Source organism: Sellimonas catena, assembly GCF_027924685.1.
Taxonomy (GTDB): Bacteria; Bacillota; Clostridia; order Lachnospirales; family Lachnospiraceae; genus Sellimonas; species Sellimonas catena.
This window is the reverse complement of sequence record NZ_BSBO01000010.1, coordinates 61,831-84,495: the sequence shown is the minus strand read 5'-3', so window position 1 is coordinate 84,495 and position 22,665 is coordinate 61,831. Positions and strand designations below refer to the sequence as shown.

Sequence of the window (22,665 nt, the reverse complement as noted above, 5' to 3'; positions counted from 1 at the left end):
TACTGAAAAACAAGTCATATACTGGCTTGCTTTTCAGTGGTCCCGGTGTCTCTCCCCGCATACATTTCGCATGATTTTGACAAATATTGAAAACCGGAAAAATATCCCGGCAGTATAAAAGAGGACGGATAAGTGTTCCGTCCTCTCTGAATAGCCTGACTATTTTCTGAGTCCTAATCTTTCAATCAAAGAACGGTATCTTTCGATATCTTTTTTCTTTAAATATGCAAGAAGACCACGTCTCTGACCTACCATCTTCAAAAGACCTCTTCTGGAATGATGATCCTTTGGATTTGCTTTGAAATGCTCTGTTAATTCATTGATTCTTGCTGTCAGGATTGCTACCTGAACTTCCGGAGATCCTGTGTCTCCTTCGCTTCTTCCATACTCAGCAATAATAGCTGCTTTCTTTTCTCTGTCGATCATGTTTTTATCCTCCTTATTTTTGAAACGCCGGATATCAGGCGGCGGTCGGAGTCTTCCGTCCACTGGATATCGGCTCACTCATACTTTTTGAGTATATCATGGCCCCCTGCCGGATGTCAATTCTTTTCTTCACTTTTGTTTTTGATTTCCAGAAGCATGCGTCTGCTTTCCATTGTGAGAAGGAAGTGTCTCTTTCCTTCCCGTATATCTGTCTGAATCTGCCTTTTAAGTTCATCTATATCGTCAAACTTTTCTTCCGGTCTCAGATAATGATAAAGCTGCAGTACGACCTGCTTTCCGTCTGCTTCTTCCTTCTCCTCATAGCAGAAGAGATGAACCGAAAGAATGGTATCTTCCCCGCTTGATACAGTAGGCTTCTTTCCGATGTTGCACACACCCTGATACCATTGTCCGTCCACCTCCAGCTTACAGACGTAGGCTCCGGCAGGAGGCAGGATTTTTTCCTGACACGGGAAGATATCCATCGTCGGATATCCGATCCGGCGTCCCATGCCCTCTCCTTTCCTCACTGTACCCGCGATTGTATAAGGATAACTGAGCAGCCGGTTCACAAGATCAATATCTCCTGTTTTCATGACTTCCTTTACATAAGTACTGCTTACGATGCGTTCTCCGTAATACTCATTTGGTATCACTTCGAGACGGTATCCGTACGTTTCCTGGTACTTTGCGAGCATCCCGACGTCTCCACGCCTCTCGTGCCCGAACCGGAAGTTTTCGCCAACCACAATGTATTTTGCATGAAACAGATCCGAGAGAATTTTCTCGATAAATACTTCCGCCTCCATCTCTTTTACGGACAGAAACGGACATTCAATCAGATAATCCACTCTTCCGTCCAGACGGATGGCACGCTCTTCATTCATCATCAGTTTTTTCTGGTCAAGGTGACACATTTTTTTGAATTCGGTCATCTCGAAAAAACAAACAACACTTTTTAAATCCGGCTCCTGCTCCACATGTTCCATAATCCGCTCCACCAGTTTACGGTGTCCTCTGTGCAGACCATCAAATTTTCCCAGCGTTACGGCAGTTCCGGCTTCTTCCTGGTAATGTTCAAATCCTGTAATATATTGCATGTTCTTTCCTCTTATTCCGGACTGTAAAACATTTTTTCCACCTGATATTTCTTTTCTCTCCCGGCATAGCGGTAGAGTGCGAGGAATCTTCCGTCCGGACCGTAGACCCGGATGGTCTCCCCGTCCTTTTCCGGGATGTGGTCCTCGATCTGATCCGGCGACAGGGCATTCCCGTTGTAAACGGTCTTTTCCTTTCCCTGCTTCACCGATACTTTCGGCGCATCCGGAAACATGGCATCGATCGGAACAAGAATCTCCCCGATCCTGCCGCCATCCAGATACTCCTGAATTTCAGAAAGAGTCCGGCTTTGATCCAATGTAAAGTTTCCGGATTTTGTTCTGAGCAGGTCGCCCATACATGCCCCGCATCCAAGTTTTCTGCCGATATCATGACAGAGGGTGCGGATGTAGGTTCCTTTGGAGCAGACTACTTCAAACCTGACTTCCGGAAGCCGCATCTCAAGAATCCGGATGGAACGGATTTCCACCCGGCGGGCTTTCCGTTCGATTTCCTTACCTTCTCTTGCAAGTTCATAGAGCTTTTTCCCGCCAACCTTTACCGCAGAGTACATCGGCGGGATCTGGTCATAGATCCCTACGAAAGAAAGGATGGCTTCCTGCACTTCCTCTTCGGTCAGATGGCCGGTCGCGGAAGTATCGAGAACTGTACCGGAAAGATCCTGGGTATCGGTCTCTTTTCCAAGCACCATCACGGCTTCATATGCCTTTTCTTTGTCCGTCATCATTTCGCAGAGCCTGGTTGCTTTTCCAAGGCAGACCGGAAGGACGCCTTCCGCATCCGGATCCAGCGTCCCGGTATGTCCGATCTTTTTCTGTCTTGTCATTCCCCGAAGCTTTGCCACCACATCATGGGAAGTAAAGCCCTTTTCTTTTCTTACGTTCAGAATTCCGTGGATCATGCTTCTTCCTCCAGCTGAAGGGCAACCTGTCCGACGATGTTGTTGACTGCATCATGGACGGTTCCGCGGAACGTAAGTCCTGCGGCCCGCACATGTCCGCCGCCGCCAAAGTACTGGGCAACCTTGCTGACATCCACTTTCTCTTTGGAACGGAGGCTGACTTTAAATTCTCCGCTTTCCAGTTCGTAGAGGAAAATCGCAGCCTCCACGCCGGTTGTCACTCTCAGCTGGCTGACAATGCCTTCCAGATCTTTTGCCTTCACTCCAAAGAAGTTCATGCTTTTCTTTGTAATGTAGGAAAAGATTACTTTTCCGTCCATCAGACGGATACTCTCCAGAAGCGCCTTTCCAAGCACCTGATTCTGAGCGTAGGTCTTTTCATAAAATGTTTTCTCTATGATTTTCGGTCCGTCGATTCCTTTTCTTAAAAGCTCCGCAGCTGCCTCCATGGTCGAAGGCTTTGTGCAGGAATACTGAAACACTCCGGTGTCGTGTACAATTCCCAGATACAGTGCTTCCGCAATCTCCTTTGTGATCCTCTCTTTTTCCAGCAGATCATAGATCAGCTCAGAGGTGGAGCTTGCGTCCGGAACGATCTGGTTTACATCCGCAAATGCCAGGTTGCTCACGTGGTGGTCGATGCAGACCGTCTTTTTGGCCTGTTCAAACAGTGTACCTGCAAATCCGAGTCTTTTCGTATCCCCGCAGTCCAGTGCGAAGAACACATCATATCCGGTATCTTCCGGCAGCTCGTGACGGATCTCGTCTGCCCCTGTCAGCATATGGAACGAATTCGGGATCTCTTCCAAATACACATCCGTGCTGACTTCCGGATAATACATACGTAAATACTGGTAAAGCGCCAGGCAGGAACCGGTGCAGTCCCCGTCAGGCCGTACATGCCCTGCAATGCCGGCCCGCTTTACTCCTTTCAGTATCTCATCCAGTTTCAGCATATTACTCTTCCTCTTTCTTACTGCCTTTCGTGATATCGTCGATCTTCTTTGACATTGCCACCCCGTATTCGATCGACTGATCCAGAATAAAGCGGATCTCCGGGGTGTTACGAAGGTTCAGAGAATGTGCAAGCTCTCTTCTGATATACCCTTCTGCGCTCTGAAGCCCTTTGATTGTATCTGCCTGTGCCTTTTCATCACCAAGAACACTGATATAGGCTTTACAGGTCTTCAGATCCGGTGCGACTTCCACCGCAACGACAGAGGTGAACTCTGCCACGCGGGGATCTTTGATCCCCCCGCGCAGAATATTGGACAGTTCATGCATCACTTCTGTATTGACCCTCGTGTTTTTGATACTGTTTTTTCTCATATTTTCATCCTATCTTGGTTTTTCTACCATCTTGAATGCTTCTACCTGATCGCCTTCTTTGATGTCATTGTATTTTTCAAATACGAAACCACATTCGTATCCTGCTTTTACTTCTTTGACATCATCTTTGAAACGCTTCAGTGAAGCAAGTTTTCCTTCAAATACTACAATTCCGTCGCGGATAATTCTTGCGGAGCAGTCACGTTCAAAGATACCGTCCAGAACGTAAGCACCGGCAATGGTTCCGACTCCGGAAGCCTTGAATGTCTGGCGTACTTCCGCGTGTCCAAGCACCTGTTCTTCGAAGATCGGATCGAGCATACCCTTCATGGCAGCTTCCACGTCTTCGATGGCATTGTAGATGACACGGTACAGACGAACGTCAACATTTTCTCTTTCTGCTGTCTCTTTTGCTGCCGCATCCGGACGAACATTAAATCCGATGATGATCGCGTTGGACGCAGATGCAAGCATAACGTCGGATTCGTTGATGGCTCCGACTCCGCCGTGGATCACTTTTACAACAACTTCATCGTTGGACAGCTTCAGAAGGCTCTGCTTCATCGCCTCTACAGATCCCTGTACGTCCGCTTTGACTACGATATCCAGTTCTTTTAAGTTTCCTTCTTTAATCTGGTTGAACAGATCATCCAGAGACATCTTGGATTTTGTCTCCTCCAGCATCTTCATACGATTCTGGGAAATAAAGGTTTCCGCAAAGTTTCTTGCCTCTTTTTCGTTCTTGCTTACAACGAAGACTTCACCCGCATTCGGAACGTCATTGAATCCAAGGATCTCAACCGGCATGGATGGGCCGGCCTCTTTGACACGTCTTCCCTTGTCATCCATCATGGCTCTGACTTTACCAAACGCAGATCCGGCTGCAATGGCGTCACCTACACGGAGTGTTCCTTTCTGTACAAGGACAGTAGCCACCGGTCCTTTTCCTTTATCAAGCTGCGCTTCGATCACAAGACCTCTTGCGCGTCTGTTCGGGTTTGCTTTTAACTCAAGCATTTCCGCTGTCAGAAGGATCATCTCAAGAAGCTCCGGAATACCTTCTTTTGTATGCGCGGATACCGGAACGAAAATCGTGCTTCCACCCCAGTCTTCCGGGATGAGCTCATACTCTGTCAGCTCCTGTTTTACACGTTCGATATTCGCGCTTGGCTTGTCGATCTTGTTGATCGCGACAACAATCTCAACGCCCGCCGCCTTGGCATGGTTGATCGCCTCTACCGTCTGCGGCATGACACCATCGTCTGCTGCAACGACAAGTACTGCAATATCTGTGGAACATGCACCTCTAAGACGCATTGCCGTAAATGCCTCATGACCCGGTGTGTCAAGGAATGTGATGCTCTCTCCGTTGATGTTGACAACAGATGCTCCGATATGCTGTGTGATTCCGCCGGCCTCTCTGTCTGTTACATTCGTGTGACGGATTGCATCGAGGAGGGAAGTCTTACCATGGTCAACGTGTCCCATAACGCAGACAACCGGTGGACGTTTTTTCATCTTCTTTTCGTCCTCTTCTTCCTCTTTTAAGAGCTCTTCGATTACATCGATTTCTTCTTCCTGCTCGCAAAGCACGTCAAACTCCATTGCGATCTCCTCTGCAGTATCAAAGTCGATCTCCTGGTTGACTGTCACGATTTTGCCCTGAAGGAACAGTTTCTTGACAATAGCGGACGGCTGGATCTTCATCGCGTCTGCCAGCTCCTTGATGGTGAGCATCTTCGGAATTGTGATCTGCTTGATCTGCTCTTCCTTCTTCTCCTGCTTCGGCTGCGGTTTCTCCATTACAGGCTGCTGGTTCTTCCTGCCTTTTCCCTGCTTCTGGCCAAACCTGCCTTCCCGTTCATCATCGCGGTCATAGTCTTTCTTCTTATAATTATCCTTCTGGTTTCTTCTCTGCGGCTTCTGCTCGGCTACCATCGGTGCCGGGATAGACGGTCCGTTGTTTCTTCCGTCTCTTGATCCTCTGCCCTGACGGTCTCTGTCACGATCTCTTCCGTCGCGGGAATCTCTGCCCTGGCGGTCTCTGTCGCGATCTCTTCCGTCGCGGAAATCTCTTCCTCCCTGACGGTCTTTATCGCGGAAATCCCTGCCCTGGCGGTCTCTGTCTTTATTATCTCTTGATCCTCTGCCCTGACGGTCTCTGTCACGGTCTCTTCCGTCACGGAAGTCTTTTCCTCCCTGGCGGTCTTTATTGCCGTCTCTTCCCTGACCCTGACGGTCTCTGTCGCGAAAATCTCTTCCCTGACGGTCTTTGTTTCCGTCTCTTGCCGGACGGTTATTGTCGCGCCCTCTCTCCTGGGCAGATACGTATCCTTCTCTCTTTTCCTTATCCATTCCTGTTCTTCCTGACGCCTGCTGTCCGCCCGGTCTCTGGGCACCTCTTGCGTTCTGGCGTCTTTGTCCTCCCTGTGTGTTCTGAGGCCGGAAAACCTGAACAATAGTTTTCTTTTTCGGAGCTTCTGCATTGTGTCCGGCGCTTCCGAATTTCTTCTTCACATCCTCCACCTGCTGCTCTGTCAGAAAACTCATGTGGCTTTTCAGGTCCGCTCCGTTCCCTTTCAGATAATCCATAATTTCCTTGCTCGTTTTATCTATCTCTTTTGCTAATTCATGTACTCGCACTTTTGACATCCAACTACCTCCTATATGCAATTTTATTCTTCTTCCACTGTCAGCTGTTTCTTAATCTCGTCCGCAAATCCCGCATCTGTCACCGCAGCACTTGTGCGGAATTCTTTTCCCATTGCATGACCCAGGGTGTCCTGATCTGCATAAAACAGAATCGGAACGTCGTAAAAGCTGCACATGTTACGGAATTTCTTTTTTGTATTCTCAGAGGCATCCGCGGCGATAATCACAAGATAAGCCGTCCCTGACTTGACCGCCTGCTCTGTCTGAAAGTTTCCGCTTTTTGTCTTTCCCGCCCTGGTAGCCAGACTTAAAAGTGACAGACCTTTATTCAGTTTCAATCTGCTCCATCTCCTTTTCCAGCTGTTCATACACTTCGTTTGGAATCGCCTGCTTAAAAGAGCGTTCCAGCCCTTTGTTCTTTACTGCTTTTAGAAAACAATCTCTGGAAAAGCAGAGGTAGGCTCCTCTTCCGTTTTTTCTTCCTGTTGCGTCCAGAAGGAATTCCCCTTCCTTCGTGTGGATGACGCGGAGCATCTCCTTTTTGTTTTTCATCTCCCCGCACCCGACACATTTGCGCATTGGGATCTTTTTATTCATCACTTTCATCCCCGTAACTTTCTTCTTCATCAATGTCGTCTTCGTATGCGTCATCCTCATAGACGTCGTCCTCATAAACGTCATCTTCATAAATGTCCGACTCGAATACACCTTCTTCCATCGGCATATCCATGTAGTTTGCCGGAAGTTCTCCGGATTCGATTGCCTGAGTCTCACTCTTGATGTCGATCTTGTATCCGGTCAGTCTTGCGGCCAGTCTTGCATTCTGTCCTTCTTTACCGATGGCAAGAGAAAGCTGGTAATCCGGCACGATGACGCTTGCCGTCTTCTCTTCCGGATCTGCCGCAACCGAAATAACCTTCGCCGGACTCAGCGCGTTTTCGATGAGGATGGCCGGGTTGTCGCTCCAGTTGATGATGTCGATCTTCTCGCCACGTAATTCGTTCACGATGGCATTCACTCTCTGTCCGTTCATTCCGACACATGCTCCAACCGGATCCACGTCCGGATCATTGGACCATACGGCAATCTTTGTACGGGATCCTGCTTCTCTTGCAATGCTCTTGATCTCAACAATACCGTCTTTCACCTCAGTCACCTCGGACTCAAAGAGACGTTTTACAAGCTCCGGATGGGTACGGGATACGAGAATTTTCGGTCCTTTTGTCGTATTCTTTACTTCTACCACGTAAAGTTTGATACGCTCTGTCGGTTTGAATACTTCCCCTTTGACCTGCTCGTTTTCTGTCAGCATGGCGTCTGCCTTTCCAAGATCAATGCTGATGTTGCGTCCCACATAACGCTGCACGATTCCTGTCACAATGTCTTTTTCCTTCTCAAAGTACTGATCATAAACGACCTTGCGTTCTTCTTCCCGGATCTTCTGGAGGATCAGGTTCTTCGCGTTCTGTGTCGCAATCCGTCCAAAGGATTTTGAATCGATCGGTACCTGTACAATATCGCCAAGTTCATATTTGGAGTCCATCATCTTTGCATTTACAAGACTGATCTCCTCCTCCGGATCTTCCACTTCCTCCACTACGGTCTTCTCAGCGTAAACCGCGAAATCGCAGGTCTCACGGTTCATCACGACCTTAATATTATCCGCTTTTTTGAAATGGTTTTTGCAGGCGTTCATCAGGGAATTTTCAATTGCGTCCAGCATGGTCTCCTTGCTGATGTCCTTCTCCTGTTCCAGTATGGTAAGTGCTTCCATTAATTCTGTACTCATTGCTTTCTTTTCCTCCTAAACACTAAAAATCAAATGCCAGCCTGATCAATGCAATCTCTTTCCTGTCAAACTTCTGTTTTGTTCCATCTTCATAAGAAATCGTCACAGAATCACTGTCATATTCCTCTAACACTCCGGTAAACTCTTTCTGCTTGTCAATCATCCGGTATGTCCGGATCTCCACTTCTTCCCCGATGCTTCTTGCAAAGTCCCTGTCTTTCTTTAACGGTCTTCCAAGCCCCGGCGAACTCACTTCCAGGATATAGCTGTCGTCGATAAAATCCTTTTTATCCAGAAGATCAGAGAGCTCTCTGCTTACGACCTCGCAGTCGTTGATGGCAATTCCGCCCGGCTTGTCGATATAGGCCCTTAAATACCAGGTGCCAGCCTCTTTCACATATTCTACGTCAACCAGTTCAAACTCATACTTCGTAAGGATCGGAATCAGCAATTCCTCTGTTCTTTGTTCGTAGCTTTCTCTTTTTGACATCCTAACATCCTTTCTCTTTCAGATTTTCATGCCTGTCATAAAAAACCGTCCTGTATGCGGACAACCCGCAGAATTAAAGAAGAGTGAACATGACGTCCACTCTTCTGCCGATTTCTTATGTAACTATATGCACTATAGCACGTTTTTTTGACAAAATCAAGGTTTTTTGCCGATTTTAGCGGTTTTCTCCTATTTTACGATATCGAGAATGCCTCTGATGTCGAGAATCACATAGTCTGCTCCCGCATCCTTGTAAATTTTCTCCGCTCTTTCGTACTGTGCTTTCTTTTCTTCTTCGGAAAGAGCGTCAAATTCCTCTTTGGAGAGTCCGAGAACAGAACTTCCTTCCAGGATTCCGACCGCTTCCATTCCTGCGTTCTTTCCTTCTTTAATATCGGATACCGTATCTCCGACTTTGATGACCTTTCTCACATCAGAAAGTCCAAGTGCTTCCATGTTCTTGAAGATCATGTACGGGTACGGACGTCCGTGGTTTCCCACCGCATTCGGGCTGAACCAGCAGTCCGGCTCATATCCGAGCTCTTTTGCCTTCGGAGCAACGATGGCCATCATATCATCGGTGTATCCTGTTGTGGATCCTATCTTCATTCCCATCTCGCGGAGCTCTTTCACCGTTTCGATCACGTACGGTTTCGGATCTGCGAAGTTCGGAAGGTTTTCCAGAAGTTTCTTCTCGCTGAGCTCGTAAACCGCATGGACATCTTCCTCGGTCCAGTCTCTTCCATATTTTTCTTTCCACAGTCCGCTGATGCGTTCTCCCTGAAGCATGGTCCGGATATGGTCGATTTTAAGCATTCCCATCGGTCCTCTGACCTCCTCCATGGTCGGGTCAATTCCGTATTCATGGAAGGAATCGAGGAATGCCTGTACCGGTGCAAAGCATCCGTAATCCACTGTCGTTCCTGCCCAGTCAAAAATCACTGCTTCGTATTTCATCTTAGTTTCTTTCCTTTAAAAATTCTGAAATGATTGCTGTCACCTTTACCATATCTTCCGGATAGATCTCTCCGATGTTTCCGATACGGAATGTATCTGCATCCGTTACTTTTCCCGGATAAATCGCGTATCCTCTTTCTTTGATGTACTGGTACATATCCTGGAAGGAGGAGTTGTGGTGTTCCGGATAGTAGAAGGTTGTAATGATCGGTCCCTGAACATCTGCTCCTACATATGGCCTGATGCCAAGCTCTGCCAGATTTTCAATGAGAATCTGATTATTCTTCTCATAGCGTTCCTGCCTCTTTTCGATGCCGCCTTCTTCCTCCAGTTCGCGGAGCGCCTGTCTGAATGCAAGTACCACATGAGTCGGTGATGTGTATCTCCATTTTCCGTCTTTTTCCATTGTCTCCCACTGATCGTAGAGATCAAGAGAAAGGCTTCTTGCTTTTCCTTTGCTCTCCATCAGTTTGTCTCTTCTGCAGATAATAAAGGAGAATCCCGGAACACCCTGAATACATTTGTTGGCGCTGCTGATGATGAAATCAATACCAAGTTCTCCCACCTGGATATCCACGCCGCCGAAGCTTGACATAGCATCCACGATGAATGTCTTTCCTCTTTCTTTTACTACTTTTGCAACAGATTCGATATCATTTAAGATTCCGGATGTCGTCTCGCTGTGCACCATGGCAACGTGCGTAATCTTTGCATCCTCATCCAGATATTCCGCGATCTTTCCGGCATCCGGTACTTTATCAAAATCCTCTTCATAAAGAACGTAGTCAATTTTTGCATGTTCCGCAATTGATGCCATACGCTTTCCGTAAGCACCGTTTGCTGCGATCAGAAGTTTTTCATCTTCTCCAATGACGCTGGTCAGTACAGACTCCACGCCGAATGTTCCGCTTCCCTGCATCAGGACAACGGTGTAGTCCTCCTCGGAAACATGAGCCAGTTTTAACAGTTCTTTTCTGATCTCCTGTGTAATCTGTTTGTAGTCGTCATCCCATGTGCAATGGTCAAACAGCATCTCCTTTTTTACAGTATCCGTTGTGGTGAGCGGTCCTGGTGTGAGTAATTTGTAGTTCTTCATGATTTTCGTTTTCCTTTTTCCTGTATTTTCGCATCCGCTCGGACGCATTGACAGACCGCCGGCCTTATTTTCCGGCAGTCTGCATTTGTCTTAATTGATCATGTCTTATTTTGCTGCTTCTGAGATTTCCTGATGTTTTTCCAGTAAGTCTACTGTCAGTTTTTCCTGGAATACCTTTGGATAAGCAGATTTGTTGTCGGAATCTGTCTCTCCTTCATATACAGCAAGCGGGTATGTTTTCTGAAGTTCTTCTCTTCCTTTTTCAATGATGCACTGCGCCATCTCCATTGCCTTGTCTGCTTTGTCTCCGTTGTCTTTGTCGAGAACAGCTACAGACTCTGTCAGAGAGAAGTTTCCTTCCGTCGGGTCGACATAGTCAATCGGAAGTCCTTCTTCTTTATCTGCTACCGCCTGATGTCTCAGACCAAATCCGACTGCCACTTCTCCGGCACGTACTTTTTTAAGCGGTGCAGAACCGGAATCTTCGATGTTGTCGCCTGCATTTGCGTAAATATCCGACAGAATATTCTGTGCTTCCTCCTCACCGTATTCGCTTACAAGTGCCTGAATCAGAAGCCATGCCGTAGAAGAGCTCTTAATATCTGTCACGGAAATCATGTCCTTGTACTGCGGATCTGCCAGATCCTTGATGCAGGTCGGTGTGTCCAGATTGTTTTCCTTTAAGAGTTCTGTATTGACAATGATCGCGCCTTCCTGTTTTGTAATCGGTGCATAGAAATCAGAACTGTCATTTTCACTGAGTGTTGTATAGTCAAATGTCAGATCTTTAAACATGCTGTTCTGCTCCTGAGCACTGTCCAGGTAGAAAGAACTCATTGTCACCATGTCTGCTTCCAGATTCTTTCCTTCCGCGATCAGCTTTCCTCCCAGTTCGGATGTTCCGAATGTCTGGAATACATATTCGCCTTCATATCCATTATCATCCAGTGTTTTTTTCATGGCATCTACCGCCTCTTCATCAGCGTTGGAATAGATAATGATCTGATCCTCTGAAGATCCTGAAGCCGCATCTGATCCGGAACATCCGCCAAGCATTACGGAGCCGGCCATCAGACATGCCATAAACATTGCTGTCACACTTTTCATCTTCATAATTTTTTTCTCCTTTTTCACTTTAAATTCAGATTTTTTTCTATCTGAAAGGAGGACTAATACTCCCTTTATGCAAAGATTGGTCAAAAGGATCAGGATGGACAGTACGAAAATTTCATTGAATTTCATAAAGTACTGTAATTCCTTGATCTTTGTCGTAATGACCATAGTTCTCGCTCCCGCGATGAAAATCACCGCGCTGACGGTTACCATTGCGTTCACAAAATAGTATCCGAACACTTCCAGAAGTGTAGATGACATATTCGGTGTGATAATTCTTATGAGGGTTTTCCCCCAGGAGTCGCCAAGCAGTTTCGCTGTCGCCTCCCAGGAGGTGTTCAGCTTCAGAAGCGCGTTCTTGATCATCAGGTACGGTGTAGAAAAATAATGGATCATGTTACAGATGATGATCAGTAAAAAAGTGTTCTGAAGCGATGTTCCTGAGAACACAAGCATATATGCAATACCGATAACCATTCCGGGAATGGTGTTGGTGATCAGGGCCGTGCTTTCTACCACCTGCTTTGCGGATCCTCTCAGGCTGCTCCGCGCGGAAGCAAGCGCACATCCGTAAGCAAGCAGGGTTCCGAAAATCGCCGTCATAAATGCTACAAACAATGAGTTTTTATATACTGCCGTCAATGTATTGTCGTTGAATACATCACGGAAGTGATCCAGTGTAAACACTGCCTGATAAGGCCATTCCTGAATAAACGGCATGATGAAGATCACAGCAAAGACTGCAAATACACAGATCAGGATCACAGCCGATCCGACCGAGCAGAGGATGTCTCTTGTCTTGTTTTTCTTTAATTCGATTGCGGAGATCTTCGTATACCGGATGTTGTATCGTTCCAGGAATTTCAGAAGCAGGATGCTGACAATCGAAGGAATCAGCATGATCACAGCTACTACCGCTCCGTTGTTGAAATTCGGGATACTTCCAAGCATCTCATTGTAAAGTACGGTTGCAACAACTTCGTACTCTCCTCCCACGGATTCCGGAATACCGTAATCGGTAAAGCAGAGGAAGAAACACTGTACAAAGGAGGTTGCAAAAGTTCCGAGCAGCGGACGGATAATCGTCTGTTGAAAAGTTTTCATCGGAGAGTCTCCCATAATTCTGGAAACAACCATGAATTTTTTGTCGATATATTCCATCGTATTGGACAGAAGCATAAAGGATACCGGAAGGGTGTAGATCACATATCCGATCACAAGTCCGTTAAATCCGTAGATATCAAACAGCTGTCTTCCAAAGAGCCTTGTCAGAAGTCCCTGTTTTCCGAAGGAATAGATAATGGCAAATCCGTATGTAATAGTCGGCAGAAGCATTGGAAGCTGTGCTGCCAGACGGATAAATTTCTTATATTTTCCAGGTGCATTTGTATAATGTACGGTGTACGCAAGTAAAAACGCAAGGAGTGTTGCCACCACCGCGCTGACGATGGAAACTTCCAGGCTGTGCCGTACAGCCAGGCCGAATCCTCTCTGTGTCAGCATTTCACTGTAGTGTGCCAGGGAAAGTCCTGACTCACCTGCAAGAGACTGTTGAAACAGTACGATAACCGGGACAAACAGAAAGATCAAAAACAGAAGAAGCGCAATCCCGTAAATTCCTTTGATTTCTTTTTCTTTTATCTTCTTCATCTTTTACACCACCTGAAATCTCTTTGCTTCTGATTCACTGAACAGCATCATGATGTTGTTTCTCTTGATTTCGAGCTGTCTTAAAATGAAGTTCTTTACGAAATCTTCTTCCGGTGTATTGATAATATCTTCCGGTCTTCCGTACTGGGCGATCGTTCCCTGATTCATGATGACAACCTTGTCGGAAAGGGTGAGCGCTTCCTCCGGATCATGTGTGACTATAATGGTTGTCAGATGATATTCTCTTGCAATCTCCTTGATCTTGTCTTTGATGGATTCTTTGATCACGCCATCCAAAGCACTCAACGGCTCGTCAAGAAGCAGGATCTTCGGCTTCATTACCATGGTTCTCGCAAGAGCCACTCTCTGTTTTTGTCCGCCGGAAAGCTGTTCGATCTTCTTATCCAGATGGTCCTTCAGTCCCAGAAGATTGATCAGTCCATTGACTTCCTCCACCGTTACAATGTTTTTGTTATTGCGAAGGCCGTATGTAACATTCTGTTTCACATTCAGATTCGGGAAGAGCGCATAATCCTGGAATACAATATTGAATCCTCTCTCTTCCATTGGTACATTTAAAATATCTTCACCCTGAAAAATCAGTTCACCGGCATCTGCCTGTGTCAGTCCGAGGATGATATTTAAAAGTGTTGTTTTCCCGCATCCGGACGGTCCGAGAATCGATACAATCTCGCCATCCTCGATCTGCAGATTGATGTTTTTTAAAACATTCACTCCGTCAAATGATTTTTTGATATGCTTTAATTCCAGCATGTACAAATGCCCCTTTCTTTTATCCAGATTTTCTACATTTCATCGTTTTTTTCATCTTATAGCACTATAACTCTTTACGTTTTTTTGTTCCATCCGGCCTGCGTAAAGCTTTTGCAAAAATCACGTTACTGTCTTTTCAGGAAATGTAAAATTCATTTAACAAAAAAACATTGGGGACGGGTTCCTTTTCACCGGAACACGTCCCCAATGTTTATTGGAGTGGTTTTATTCGCCCGCCGTCTCAGGTTCGGGCTGTCTTCTAAAATTCTGTACAAAGTCAATTAAAAGTGATGAAAGCATCACTGTCACCACGGAAAACGCAATCCGGATGACCGGAATATAAGAAAGGGAAAGTCCCAGTACTACCAGATCCGTAAAAAGATAGGCTCTGGAAAGTCTCCACCCGGTTCCTCTGGAAATGGAAAGGGCAAGTGCATCGTCTCCGCCGCTTGATCCGCCCTGACGTACAATCAGGCCGACACCGATTCCTACAAAAACACCTCCCAGAAGCGCCGCCGCAAGCGGATAATCCGACAGATCCGGCAGCATGTAGGGAAACTGTTCCCACAGATCATAAAACAGAGACACAAATAAGGTGGAAATCACGGAAATCCTGATAAACTTTCCTCCAAGAAACCGGAATGCCAGAAGGTAGCAGCTCAGATCAAGGATCGGGGTTACAAGTCCTTTTGGAATATGAAACCATTTGTTTGCAAACAGTGTCATGCCAATGACACCTCCTTCAGTAATCCCGGTCTGTGAATGAATATTGTGGATACCGAAGGTACAGATTGCCGCTCCCACGGCAATCCATAACAACATCGGCACCGTAATTCCCTCAACCAGTCTTTGTACTGTTCATCTCATCTTATTCTTCAACATCATAAAACCTCCTTTATGTTTATCTTAAACTCTGGTACTATCCCAGAGTCAAGACATTTTCACAAAAAGGAGGTCTTTTTTATGCTCTCTGCTTTACGCCCGACGTATCACGCTTTCCTGTTTTCAGACGGTTCAGCGAAATTTCTTTTTCCTTATATACTGCTTTGGTCTCAGTTCCTTCTGCAAAAACATAGGCGCTTTCCACAGCGTCCTTCTTCTGAAGCCTGATTCCCCGGATTCCGAGGGCTCCCTTTTTCTTCTCGGATACATCTTCCGCCGGGAATTTGAGGAAGTAGCCGTTTTCTGTCTGAAGTACGGCAAAATCCTGCCCGTTCATCGGAAGCACAGCTCGTACTTCATCACCTTCCTGAAGCTTGGTCGCCGCGGTTGTCCGCTTGGAAACAAGGAATTCCGATCCTGCCACCTGTTTGACAAGTCCGTCTTTTGTGGCAAACAGAAGGAATTCTCCCTCCAGATCCGACTCGTTCATCAACGTAACGATATGTTCTTCCGTGCTGTCAAAATTACTGATATTGTCCACCGGAAGTCCCTTGTCCCGGAATTTGCCATGCGGGATATCCAGTACCTTGATCTGGTGCATCCGTCCTTCAGCAGTAAACAGACAGAGCTTTCCGGTATTCATGCAGCGGATAATATAGCGGCTTTCTGCGTCCGCCGCCTCCTGGTTCCGCTCGTAAACAGACGGATCCACCGTCCTTGCATATCCGAAACGGTCCACCAGACAGATCACTTCCTGCTCCTCGATCTTTTTCTCCTCGTAAACTGCTTCCTCTGCATTTTCAAGGAGGGTGCGGCGCTTCACCGCATATTCTTTCTTCAGCTTATTCAGATCGTCAATGATGACAGCCGACATTTCATCGTAGTCATTTAAGATCTTCTCATAACGCTCGATCTTACGGATTGTTTCTTCATGCTCTTTCTGAAGCGCTTCGATCTCCAGACCGATCAGCCGGTAGAGACGCATCTCCAGAATGGCCGTTGCCTGCCGCTCTGTAAAGGAAAGAAGCTTTGCCATCTTCTCTGAAGTTTTGCTTTTAAATGTAATCTCATCGGTGATTCCGTACATCAGACAGGCCCTGGCGTCCTTGACCGAACGGCTTCCCCGCAGGATCTCGATAATCAGGTCAATCACATCACAGGCCTTGATGAGACCTTCCTGTACCTCACGTTTTTCCTGCTCTTTTGCAAGCAGTGTCCGGTATTTCCTTGTAGTAATCTCGAACTGAAAATCCACATGATATTCAATGATCTTTTTCAGCCCCATCGTCTCCGGCTTTCCGTCCGCCACCGCCAGCATGTTGACGCCGAACGTATCCTCCAGTTTCGTCTTCTTGTAAAGCATGTTCGTCAGATTTTCCACATCGGCATCCTTTTTCAGGTCGATGACGATACGGATTCCCTCTTTGGAGGACTGGTTGGAAATATCCACAATGTCCGATGTCTTCTTCGTCTCCACAAGGGCGCAGACATCATTTAAAAATTTACCGATACCGCTTCCGATCATCGTGTATGGAATCTCCGTGATGACAAGACGCTTTTTCCCGCCTTTTAAGTCTTCAATCTCCACTTTTCCACGCAGCTTGATCTTCCCGCTTCCGGTCTCGTAGATCTGCAGCAGGTCGTCCTGATTGACCACGATGCCGCCCGTCGGGAAATCCGGGCCTTTCAGATATTTCATCAGCTGCCTGGTGCTGATGGCATTGTTCTTCATGTATGCTTTCACCGCGTCGATGACTTCCCCCAGATTGTGGGTCGGGATGCTTGTCGCCATACCGACTGCGATTCCTTCCGCTCCATTGACAAGAAGATTCGGGAAACGGACCGGAAGAACTTCCGGCTCTTTTTCCGTCTCGTCAAAGTTCGGAACGAAGTTGACAATGTCCTTGTCCAGATCCGCAAGAAACGCTTCCTGGGTCACCTTCGCAAGTCTTGCCTCGGTGTAACGCATGGCCGCAGCCCCGTCCCCTTCGATGGAACCGAAGTTTCCGTGGCCGTCCACCATCACCATGCCCTTTTTGAAATCCTGTGCCATCACGACAAGAGCCTCATAAATGGAACTGTCGCCGTGAGGATGGTATTTACCCATCGTGTCCCCGACAATACGCGCGCACTTTCTGTACGGTCTGTCATACCGGATTCCCAGTTCGTACATATCATAAAGGGTACGTCTCTGGACCGGCTTCAGGCCGTCCCTGACGTCCGGCAGGGCACGGGAAACGATGACGCTCATCGCATAATCAATATATGATTTTTTCATGACATCCGAATATTCGGTCCGGATGATCTGTTCACTTTCATTCTGACTCATGTATCTTCCTCATTTCTAATGGTAACTGTCCGTTTCCTGCTAAATATCCAGCTCTGCCTCTCTGGCATTCTCGTAGATAAACGTCCGTCTCGGCGGTACTTCGGTACCCATCAGCATCTCTGTCACGCTGGAAGCCATCCGGGCGTCTTCGATCTCCACCTGTTTTAAAATCCGGGTCTTCGGATCCAGTGTCGTCTCCCAGAGCTGCTGGGCATCCATCTCTCCCAGACCTTTGTATCTCTGGAGCGTGAACGGCCCTTTGTGCTTCTTCCGGTACTCTTCCAGAGCCCGGTCATCGTAGAGGTATTCCTCCTTGCCGCTTTTTGGCATGGCCTTATAAAGAGGCGGCATGGCAATATAGACATGTCCCTCAAAAATAAGCTCCGGCATAAAGCGGTAAAACAAGGTCAGGAGCAGCGTGGAAATATGCGCTCCGTCCACGTCCGCATCGGCCATGATGATAATCTTATCGTACCGCAGTTTGCTGATATCAAAATCATTTCCGTATCCTTCGGAAAATCCGCAGCCAAAGGCATTGATCATTGTCTTGATCTCCGCGTTTGCCAGCACTTTATCGATACTTGCCTTCTCTACATTTAAAATCTTTCCGCGGATCGGAAGGATCGCCTGGTACATCCGGTCTCTCGCCGTCTTGGCAGAACCGCCTGCGGAGTCTCCCTCCACGATAAAGATCTCACATTTTTTCGGATCCCTGCATTCGCAGTTTGCGAGTTTTCCGTTGCTGTCAAAAGAATACTTCTGCTTTGTCAGCAGGTTTGTCTTTGCCTTTTCCTCCGTTTTCCGGATCTTTGCCGCCTTCTCCGCACAGGACAGCACTTTCTTTAAGACATCCAGATTCCGGTCAAAGTAACGCACGATTTCATCGTTTGTCACCTTGCTTGTGGCCTTGGCTGCATCCTGGTTGTCCAGTTTCGTCTTTGTCTGCCCCTCAAATCTAGGATCCGGGTGCTTGACAGAGACAATCGCCGTCATCCCGTTCCGGATGTCCGCGCCGGTAAAGTTGGCATCCTTGTCCTTCAGAATTCCAAGCTCCCTTGCGTACTGGTTCATCACTGTCGTAAAGGTAGACTTAAAGCCTGTCAGATGAGTTCCTCCTTCTGCATTATAGATATTGTTGCAGAATCCAAGAATGTTCTCATGAAACTCATTGACATACTGAAAAACCGCCTCCACCTCGATGCCCTCGGCCTCCCCTTTGAAGTAGACCGGGTCGTGAACCGGCTCGCTCTTGGAATTCAGATCCTTGATAAACCCGATCAGTCCGTCCGGCTCATGGTAGGTAATCTGCTCTTCCGGCTCTTTTCTCTTATCTGTAAAATGAATCGTCAGTTCCGGATTCAGATATGCAGTCTCGTGAAGCCTGCTCTTGATCTCCTCCTCCCGGAATCTTGTCTTTTCAAAAATCTCGCCGTCCGGGAGAAAATTAATGGTCGTCCCTGTCTTTTTCGTCTTTCCGATCACCGGAAGGAGCCCGTTTTCCAGTTCCACCACCGGAATTCCCCGCTCATATCGGTCATGGTGAATGGCCCCGTCACGGCTGATCTTCACATCCATATATTCGGAAAGGGCATTGACTACGGAAGAGCCCACACCGTGGAGCCCGCCGCTTGTCTTGTAGACAGAATCGTCAAACTTTCCCCCTGCGTGCAGTGTTGTATAGACAATACGCGCCGCCGATACGCCTTTTTGATGCATTCCAACCGGCACGCCGCGCCCGTCATCGGAGACTGTCGCGGAGCCGTCTTTTTCCAGCGTCACTTCTATATTCATGCAAAATCCGGCCAGATGTTCATCCACGGAATTGTCCACGATCTCGTATACCAGATGATTCAGCCCCTTTGTACCTACACTTCCGATATACATGCCGGGACGCTTCCGGACTGCCTCCAGACCTTCCAGTACCGCGATACTGTCCGCATCGTATGTCGTATGTTTCGCCATCGTATTCTTCCTTTCTTCCTTCTGATTATTCGTATCTTTCAAAAAATCCATTACTTTCAACAGTTTACCACAATCGAACATACGATTCAAGAAATTAAATTTTACCCGTTCAGCACACGGTTTAAGGACTCTGCCAGCGGCTCCATGGCATTTTTCATCTCCTGCACCGTGTTCGTCTGGGCTCCCGCTTCCACGAGAAGCATCTTCGGGACAAGCTGCATGTTATAGCGGTATCCTTTCAGATAGATATTTCTCGTAAATCCCGGATAATGCTCATCGGCGTCCAGTTTCATCTGAAGGGAGAACGCCAGGTTATCCTGTATATACGGATTGTTGAAATACTGGATATCTCCGTTTGCCCTCGTCCGGCACAGGCCGTTGAAGAACATGATTTTCGCCGTCTGCTTTCCATTCACTTCCGTCACCAGGTGGGTCGTTTCGGCAACTCCGTCTCTATGTAGGTCAATGACCACCTCGATGGATGGATTTTCAGCCAGAATCTTTTCCGCCGCGGCTCCGGAGAGCTCATAGGCTTCGCTTCGGTCCAGTTTCCCATTGATGATATCGTAGACACCCCGGTCGTGGATCGTCGGAATATGGTAAGTATTGTTCAGAAGATCCGTCAGGTAATCTCCGATTCCCACGATGGAAGTCGAATCATCCCCCGGAACCGAATCTACAAACGTTTCCTGCGAGTGCGTGTGATAGATCAGAATTTTCGACCCGTTGTCCTTATTCTCAAACTTCATGTTTTTCGCAAGCAGCGTTTCCGCATTCAACTCTTCCGGGCTGGTCATCGTCGTACTGTCAATCGTATAAAAATGACTGGTCAGATACTCATAGTCCTTCAGCTTCTCCCGGTCGATGGTCCCCTGAATCTGCGTTTCATGAGGTTTTTCCGTCGTGGTATCCTGATTCTGTTCAATCAGCTTTCCATTTTCATCTACCACGTTCTCATCTTCCGCCTCCTTTTTCAAAAGCATCTCATACGTTTCCGAGTCCTCGATTTCCGTCTCGCTTACTTCATTCGCTTTTACATAGTTTCCGAGGGGCGTCATCTGCATCGCCTGCCTGGCCACCCACTCACCGACCGTTCCTTCCGGCTGATCGTTCACCCGGACAAGGGCAGGGAAATACATTGCCTCCGCCCCTTTTTGAATAGTCCTCCCGATTTCTGCCCGGATAAACTCTGCCGAACTTTCATAACCTCCCAGAATAATATATCCGCCAAGCACACTCACCACACCTCCGATCAGGAGATGCCTAAGGTGTATGTTTCCACTCAAATGCCTCACTCTACTTTCTTACCATATCAGGATTTTCATGTCTTAACACTATATGCCTTTTTCTTCGTGATTATGTGCCTGTCCTGTCATTTCGCCGCGCTCCTCATTCCTGGAGAATAACAGATTCAGGCCCTCCGATATGGTGAAGCTGATCCGCTTTACCGTATCATCGATGTCTTTTGGCGTGACAAACATACCGTTGAGATGAGGGGAAATCAGCTGTCTGACCAATTCATATTTCTCGGCCGCATGATACCCCTGCAGCACCACACCGACTCCCTTGAGCGCCTCGGAATGTTCCATCTCTTTCATCAGGTTTTCCATCGCATCATTTACGATGGTAGCAGCGTCCACAACCGTTGGTACACCGATGGCAATCACCGGGATACCGATACTGTCTTCGGTAATGGCATTGCGGTGGTTTCCGACGCCGGAGCCCGGACTGATCCCCGTATCCGCAATCTGGATTGTCCGGTTCAGACGTTTGGAATTTCTGGCCGCCAGCGCGTCCACCACAAGGATCACGTCCGGCTTCGTCTCCTCCACAACACCGCGGACGATTTCCGCCGTCTCCATGCCGGTCTGCGCCATCACCCCCGGAACAAGAGCGCTCACCAGCGTCACCTCGTCTTCTCCCATTGCGTACTTTCCATATTCCCGAACAATGTGCCTCGTAATATTCAGATTGTCCGCCACATGAGGCCCCAGTGCGTCCGGCGTCACCTCCCGATTACCCAGTCCCACCATCAAAATAGAGAGATCCTCGTTCGTTCCTGTCTTTTTCCACTTTCCCTCCAGAAGTTTCTCCACACACTCCGCAATCTTCACAGAGACTTCCCTGTGATACCCCTCATCAGGTACGGCAAGATTCGGTGCCTCCATCGTAATATATGTTCCAACAGGCTTTCCCATCGTCTTTGCTCCGTTCTCTGTCTTGATCTTCACCGTCGTCGTCCTGATTTCCCTTTCCTCGTCATACTCTTCTTCCAGAACGACGCCCTGGACCTCCACATTTTCTTCTTCAAATCGCTCTTTCTCCTCCAAAGCCAGATCGGTCCGGATACTATACTTCTCAACCATGATAAAACCTCGCTTTTTTTCATTTAAACACTAGTTTCTCAAAAAAAAGCCGAAATATGTATTGACAGAAATTATTTATTGACATACAATAAATGAGTATGCTTCGTCAGATCGTTCCGTGTCCGGCTCTGACGATGAACAAGAAATGAATTTACCAGAGTTGGAGGTGTAGGTCATGGCTAACATTAAATCCGCAAAGAAAAGAATTTTAGTTGCTGAGACAAGAACTGCAAGAAATAAGGCGATCAAATCTAAAGTGAAAACTTGCGTGAAGAAAGTTGAGACAGCTGTTGCTAACAAAGACGCTGCTGCTGCAAAAGAAGCACTCAGCGTAGCAATCTCTGAGATCAACAAGGCTGGAAGCAAAGGTGTTTACCACAAAAACACTTGCGCAAGAAAAGTTTCCCGCCTTACAAAAGCTGTAAACTCTATCGCTTAATTTATAGAAACAAAAAGCAAAAGACATCCTGAAACCGTCAGAGGATGTCTTTTTTATTTGTTGTTTCTCTTTGCTCAAAGGTATCTCTGTTTTTTTATTCTGCCGGAACATCTCTGATCACATTGCAGTCTCGGATCAGGATGCCAAGCGTCACTGCCAGCAGCACGCCTCCTGCCAGTAACACAAGACTTAACATCCAGGCATACGAAGCCTAATCTCCCGTCTGCCGGTAGAGCTCTTCCAATCCCCGTATCAGACACACAAGTCCCACCAGAGTTCCAATTTCGATTTCATAAATCCGGATACTGACCAGAAGCAGAAGAGTCCCTGCCATGATCTCATACTTCCACTTTTTCATCTATTTCACTCCCTCTTTTCTTTCATTGTATCA

General features: G+C 47.3%; 21 protein-coding genes. 1 reads left to right on the top strand and 20 read right to left on the bottom strand.

The annotated features are described in order from the left end of the window. Window positions 1-159 precede the first annotated feature (159 nt). The 19 genes from rpsO to gpr all read right to left on the bottom strand — a co-directional run bounded on the left by rpsO (window position 160) and on the right by gpr (window position 21,835). Window positions 160-426, bottom strand: coding sequence for a 30S ribosomal protein S15 (gene rpsO, locus Selli1_RS06400; protein ID WP_024732247.1), 267 nt, complete (start codon window positions 424-426; stop codon window positions 160-162). Between the two features lie 116 nt (window positions 427-542). Next, window positions 543-1,526, bottom strand: a complete 984-nt coding sequence (gene ribF / locus Selli1_RS06395; protein WP_087167329.1) for a riboflavin biosynthesis protein RibF — start codon at window positions 1,524-1,526, stop codon at window positions 543-545. An 11-nt stretch (window positions 1,527-1,537) separates the two neighbouring features. After that, entirely contained in the window at window positions 1,538-2,446 is a 909-nt protein-coding gene (gene truB / locus Selli1_RS06390; protein WP_087252903.1) for a tRNA pseudouridine(55) synthase TruB, read from the bottom strand. Next, complete coding sequence (locus tag Selli1_RS06385) at window positions 2,443-3,402, bottom strand: DHH family phosphoesterase (RefSeq protein WP_191426933.1); 960 nt, start codon at window positions 3,400-3,402, stop codon at window positions 2,443-2,445. The genes truB and Selli1_RS06385 overlap by 4 nt, the downstream gene beginning before the upstream one ends. A gap of 1 nt (window position 3,403) precedes the next feature. Then, window positions 3,404-3,775 carry a 30S ribosome-binding factor RbfA gene (rbfA, locus tag Selli1_RS06380; protein ID WP_087252909.1) on the bottom strand — a complete coding sequence of 124 codons (372 nt, stop codon included), beginning with the start codon at window positions 3,773-3,775 and terminating at the stop codon, window positions 3,404-3,406. Between the two features lie 9 nt (window positions 3,776-3,784). Further along, window positions 3,785-6,427, bottom strand: a complete 2,643-nt coding sequence (gene infB / locus Selli1_RS06375; RefSeq protein ID WP_087252911.1) for a translation initiation factor IF-2 — start codon at window positions 6,425-6,427, stop codon at window positions 3,785-3,787. A 23-nt stretch (window positions 6,428-6,450) separates the two neighbouring features. Next, window positions 6,451-6,765, bottom strand: coding sequence for a L7Ae/L30e/S12e/Gadd45 family ribosomal protein (locus Selli1_RS06370; protein ID WP_087167334.1), 315 nt, complete (start codon window positions 6,763-6,765; stop codon window positions 6,451-6,453). After that, window positions 6,752-7,024: an RNase P modulator RnpM gene (rnpM, locus tag Selli1_RS06365; protein ID WP_242960086.1), complete on the bottom strand. Its 273-nt coding sequence runs from the start codon at window positions 7,022-7,024 to the stop codon at window positions 6,752-6,754. Before rnpM ends, Selli1_RS06370 begins: the two co-directional genes overlap by 14 nt. Beyond that, window positions 7,017-8,216: a transcription termination factor NusA gene (nusA, locus tag Selli1_RS06360; RefSeq protein ID WP_087167335.1), complete on the bottom strand. Its 1,200-nt coding sequence runs from the start codon at window positions 8,214-8,216 to the stop codon at window positions 7,017-7,019. Before nusA ends, rnpM begins: the two co-directional genes overlap by 8 nt. A 22-nt stretch (window positions 8,217-8,238) precedes the next feature. Next, the gene (locus Selli1_RS06355; protein ID WP_087167336.1) at window positions 8,239-8,706 is read right to left on the bottom strand and encodes a ribosome maturation factor RimP; all 468 of its coding nucleotides are present in this window, start codon (window positions 8,704-8,706) and stop codon (window positions 8,239-8,241) included. 189 nt (window positions 8,707-8,895) lie between these two features. After that, complete coding sequence (phnX, locus tag Selli1_RS06350) at window positions 8,896-9,663, bottom strand: phosphonoacetaldehyde hydrolase (protein WP_281872524.1); 768 nt, start codon at window positions 9,661-9,663, stop codon at window positions 8,896-8,898. 1 nt (window position 9,664) lies between these two features. Further along, entirely contained in the window at window positions 9,665-10,759 is a 1,095-nt protein-coding gene (phnW, locus tag Selli1_RS06345; protein WP_281844577.1) for a 2-aminoethylphosphonate--pyruvate transaminase, read from the bottom strand. Window positions 10,760-10,864: 105 nt separating this feature from the next. After that, complete coding sequence (locus tag Selli1_RS06340) at window positions 10,865-13,522, bottom strand: extracellular solute-binding protein (protein ID WP_281844576.1); 2,658 nt, start codon at window positions 13,520-13,522, stop codon at window positions 10,865-10,867. Between the two features lie 3 nt (window positions 13,523-13,525). Further along, window positions 13,526-14,296, bottom strand: a complete 771-nt coding sequence (locus Selli1_RS06335; RefSeq protein ID WP_087167340.1) for an ABC transporter ATP-binding protein — start codon at window positions 14,294-14,296, stop codon at window positions 13,526-13,528. A 225-nt stretch (window positions 14,297-14,521) separates the two neighbouring features. Beyond that, window positions 14,522-15,118, bottom strand: coding sequence for a YitT family protein (locus Selli1_RS06330; protein ID WP_087167515.1), 597 nt, complete (start codon window positions 15,116-15,118; stop codon window positions 14,522-14,524). A 139-nt stretch (window positions 15,119-15,257) separates the two neighbouring features. Beyond that, window positions 15,258-17,507 (bottom strand): DNA gyrase/topoisomerase IV subunit A, encoded by a 2,250-nt coding sequence (locus Selli1_RS06325; protein ID WP_281844575.1) that lies wholly within the window; start codon window positions 17,505-17,507, stop codon window positions 15,258-15,260. A gap of 39 nt (window positions 17,508-17,546) precedes the next feature. Beyond that, the gene (locus Selli1_RS06320) at window positions 17,547-19,469 is read right to left on the bottom strand and encodes a DNA gyrase/topoisomerase IV subunit B (protein WP_138372848.1); all 1,923 of its coding nucleotides are present in this window, start codon (window positions 19,467-19,469) and stop codon (window positions 17,547-17,549) included. A gap of 101 nt (window positions 19,470-19,570) precedes the next feature. Continuing rightward, complete coding sequence (gene spoIIP / locus Selli1_RS06315) at window positions 19,571-20,764, bottom strand: stage II sporulation protein P (protein WP_416389859.1); 1,194 nt, start codon at window positions 20,762-20,764, stop codon at window positions 19,571-19,573. A gap of 39 nt (window positions 20,765-20,803) precedes the next feature. After that, a complete protein-coding gene (gene gpr, locus Selli1_RS06310) occupies window positions 20,804-21,835 on the bottom strand; it encodes a GPR endopeptidase (protein WP_281844572.1) in 1,032 nt (343 codons plus the stop codon). A gap of 175 nt (window positions 21,836-22,010) precedes the next feature. Here gpr and rpsT point away from each other — a divergent pair, with 175 nt between their 5' ends. Then, window positions 22,011-22,274 (top strand): 30S ribosomal protein S20, encoded by a 264-nt coding sequence (rpsT, locus tag Selli1_RS06305; protein ID WP_087167343.1) that lies wholly within the window; start codon window positions 22,011-22,013, stop codon window positions 22,272-22,274. Between the two features lie 211 nt (window positions 22,275-22,485). On the opposite strand, the gene Selli1_RS06300 is transcribed toward rpsT, so the two are convergent. Further along, on the bottom strand, window positions 22,486-22,632 hold the full coding sequence (locus tag Selli1_RS06300) for a hypothetical protein (protein ID WP_281844571.1): 147 nt from the start codon (window positions 22,630-22,632) through the stop codon (window positions 22,486-22,488). Window positions 22,633-22,665: the final 33 nt, after the last annotated feature.

Excerpts from the sequence above, each read along its gene's own strand:
- Selli1_RS06335 (WP_087167340.1), bottom strand. The coding sequence starts at position 14,296 with ATGCTGGAATTAAAGCATATCAAAAAATCATTTGACGGAGTGAATGTT.
- ribF (WP_087167329.1), bottom strand. The coding sequence starts at position 1,526 with ATGCAATATATTACAGGATTTGAACATTACCAGGAAGAAGCCGGAACT.
- Selli1_RS06300 (WP_281844571.1), bottom strand. The coding sequence starts at position 22,632 with ATGAAAAAGTGGAAGTATGAGATCATGGCAGGGACTCTTCTGCTTCTG.
- Selli1_RS06385 (WP_191426933.1), bottom strand. The coding sequence starts at position 3,402 with ATGCTGAAACTGGATGAGATACTGAAAGGAGTAAAGCGGGCCGGCATT.
- phnX (WP_281872524.1), bottom strand. The coding sequence starts at position 9,663 with ATGAAATACGAAGCAGTGATTTTTGACTGGGCAGGAACGACAGTGGAT.
- Selli1_RS06320 (WP_138372848.1), bottom strand. The coding sequence starts at position 19,469 with ATGGCGAAACATACGACATACGATGCGGACAGTATCGCGGTACTGGAA.
- rbfA (WP_087252909.1), bottom strand. The coding sequence starts at position 3,775 with ATGAGAAAAAACAGTATCAAAAACACGAGGGTCAATACAGAAGTGATG.
- infB (WP_087252911.1), bottom strand. The coding sequence starts at position 6,427 with ATGTCAAAAGTGCGAGTACATGAATTAGCAAAAGAGATAGATAAAACG.
- Selli1_RS06330 (WP_087167515.1), bottom strand. The coding sequence starts at position 15,118 with ATGTTGTTATGGATTGCCGTGGGAGCGGCAATCTGTACCTTCGGTATC.
- Selli1_RS06355 (WP_087167336.1), bottom strand. The coding sequence starts at position 8,706 with ATGTCAAAAAGAGAAAGCTACGAACAAAGAACAGAGGAATTGCTGATT.
- Selli1_RS06325 (WP_281844575.1), bottom strand. The coding sequence starts at position 17,507 with ATGAGTCAGAATGAAAGTGAACAGATCATCCGGACCGAATATTCGGAT.
- nusA (WP_087167335.1), bottom strand. The coding sequence starts at position 8,216 with ATGAGTACAGAATTAATGGAAGCACTTACCATACTGGAACAGGAGAAG.
- phnW (WP_281844577.1), bottom strand. The coding sequence starts at position 10,759 with ATGAAGAACTACAAATTACTCACACCAGGACCGCTCACCACAACGGAT.
- rnpM (WP_242960086.1), bottom strand. The coding sequence starts at position 7,024 with ATGAATAAAAAGATCCCAATGCGCAAATGTGTCGGGTGCGGGGAGATG.
- rpsT (WP_087167343.1), top strand. The coding sequence starts at position 22,011 with ATGGCTAACATTAAATCCGCAAAGAAAAGAATTTTAGTTGCTGAGACA.
- truB (WP_087252903.1), bottom strand. The coding sequence starts at position 2,446 with ATGATCCACGGAATTCTGAACGTAAGAAAAGAAAAGGGCTTTACTTCC.
- Selli1_RS06340 (WP_281844576.1), bottom strand. The coding sequence starts at position 13,522 with ATGAAGAAGATAAAAGAAAAAGAAATCAAAGGAATTTACGGGATTGCG.
- rpsO (WP_024732247.1), bottom strand. The coding sequence starts at position 426 with ATGATCGACAGAGAAAAGAAAGCAGCTATTATTGCTGAGTATGGAAGA.
- gpr (WP_281844572.1), bottom strand. The coding sequence starts at position 21,835 with ATGGTTGAGAAGTATAGTATCCGGACCGATCTGGCTTTGGAGGAGAAA.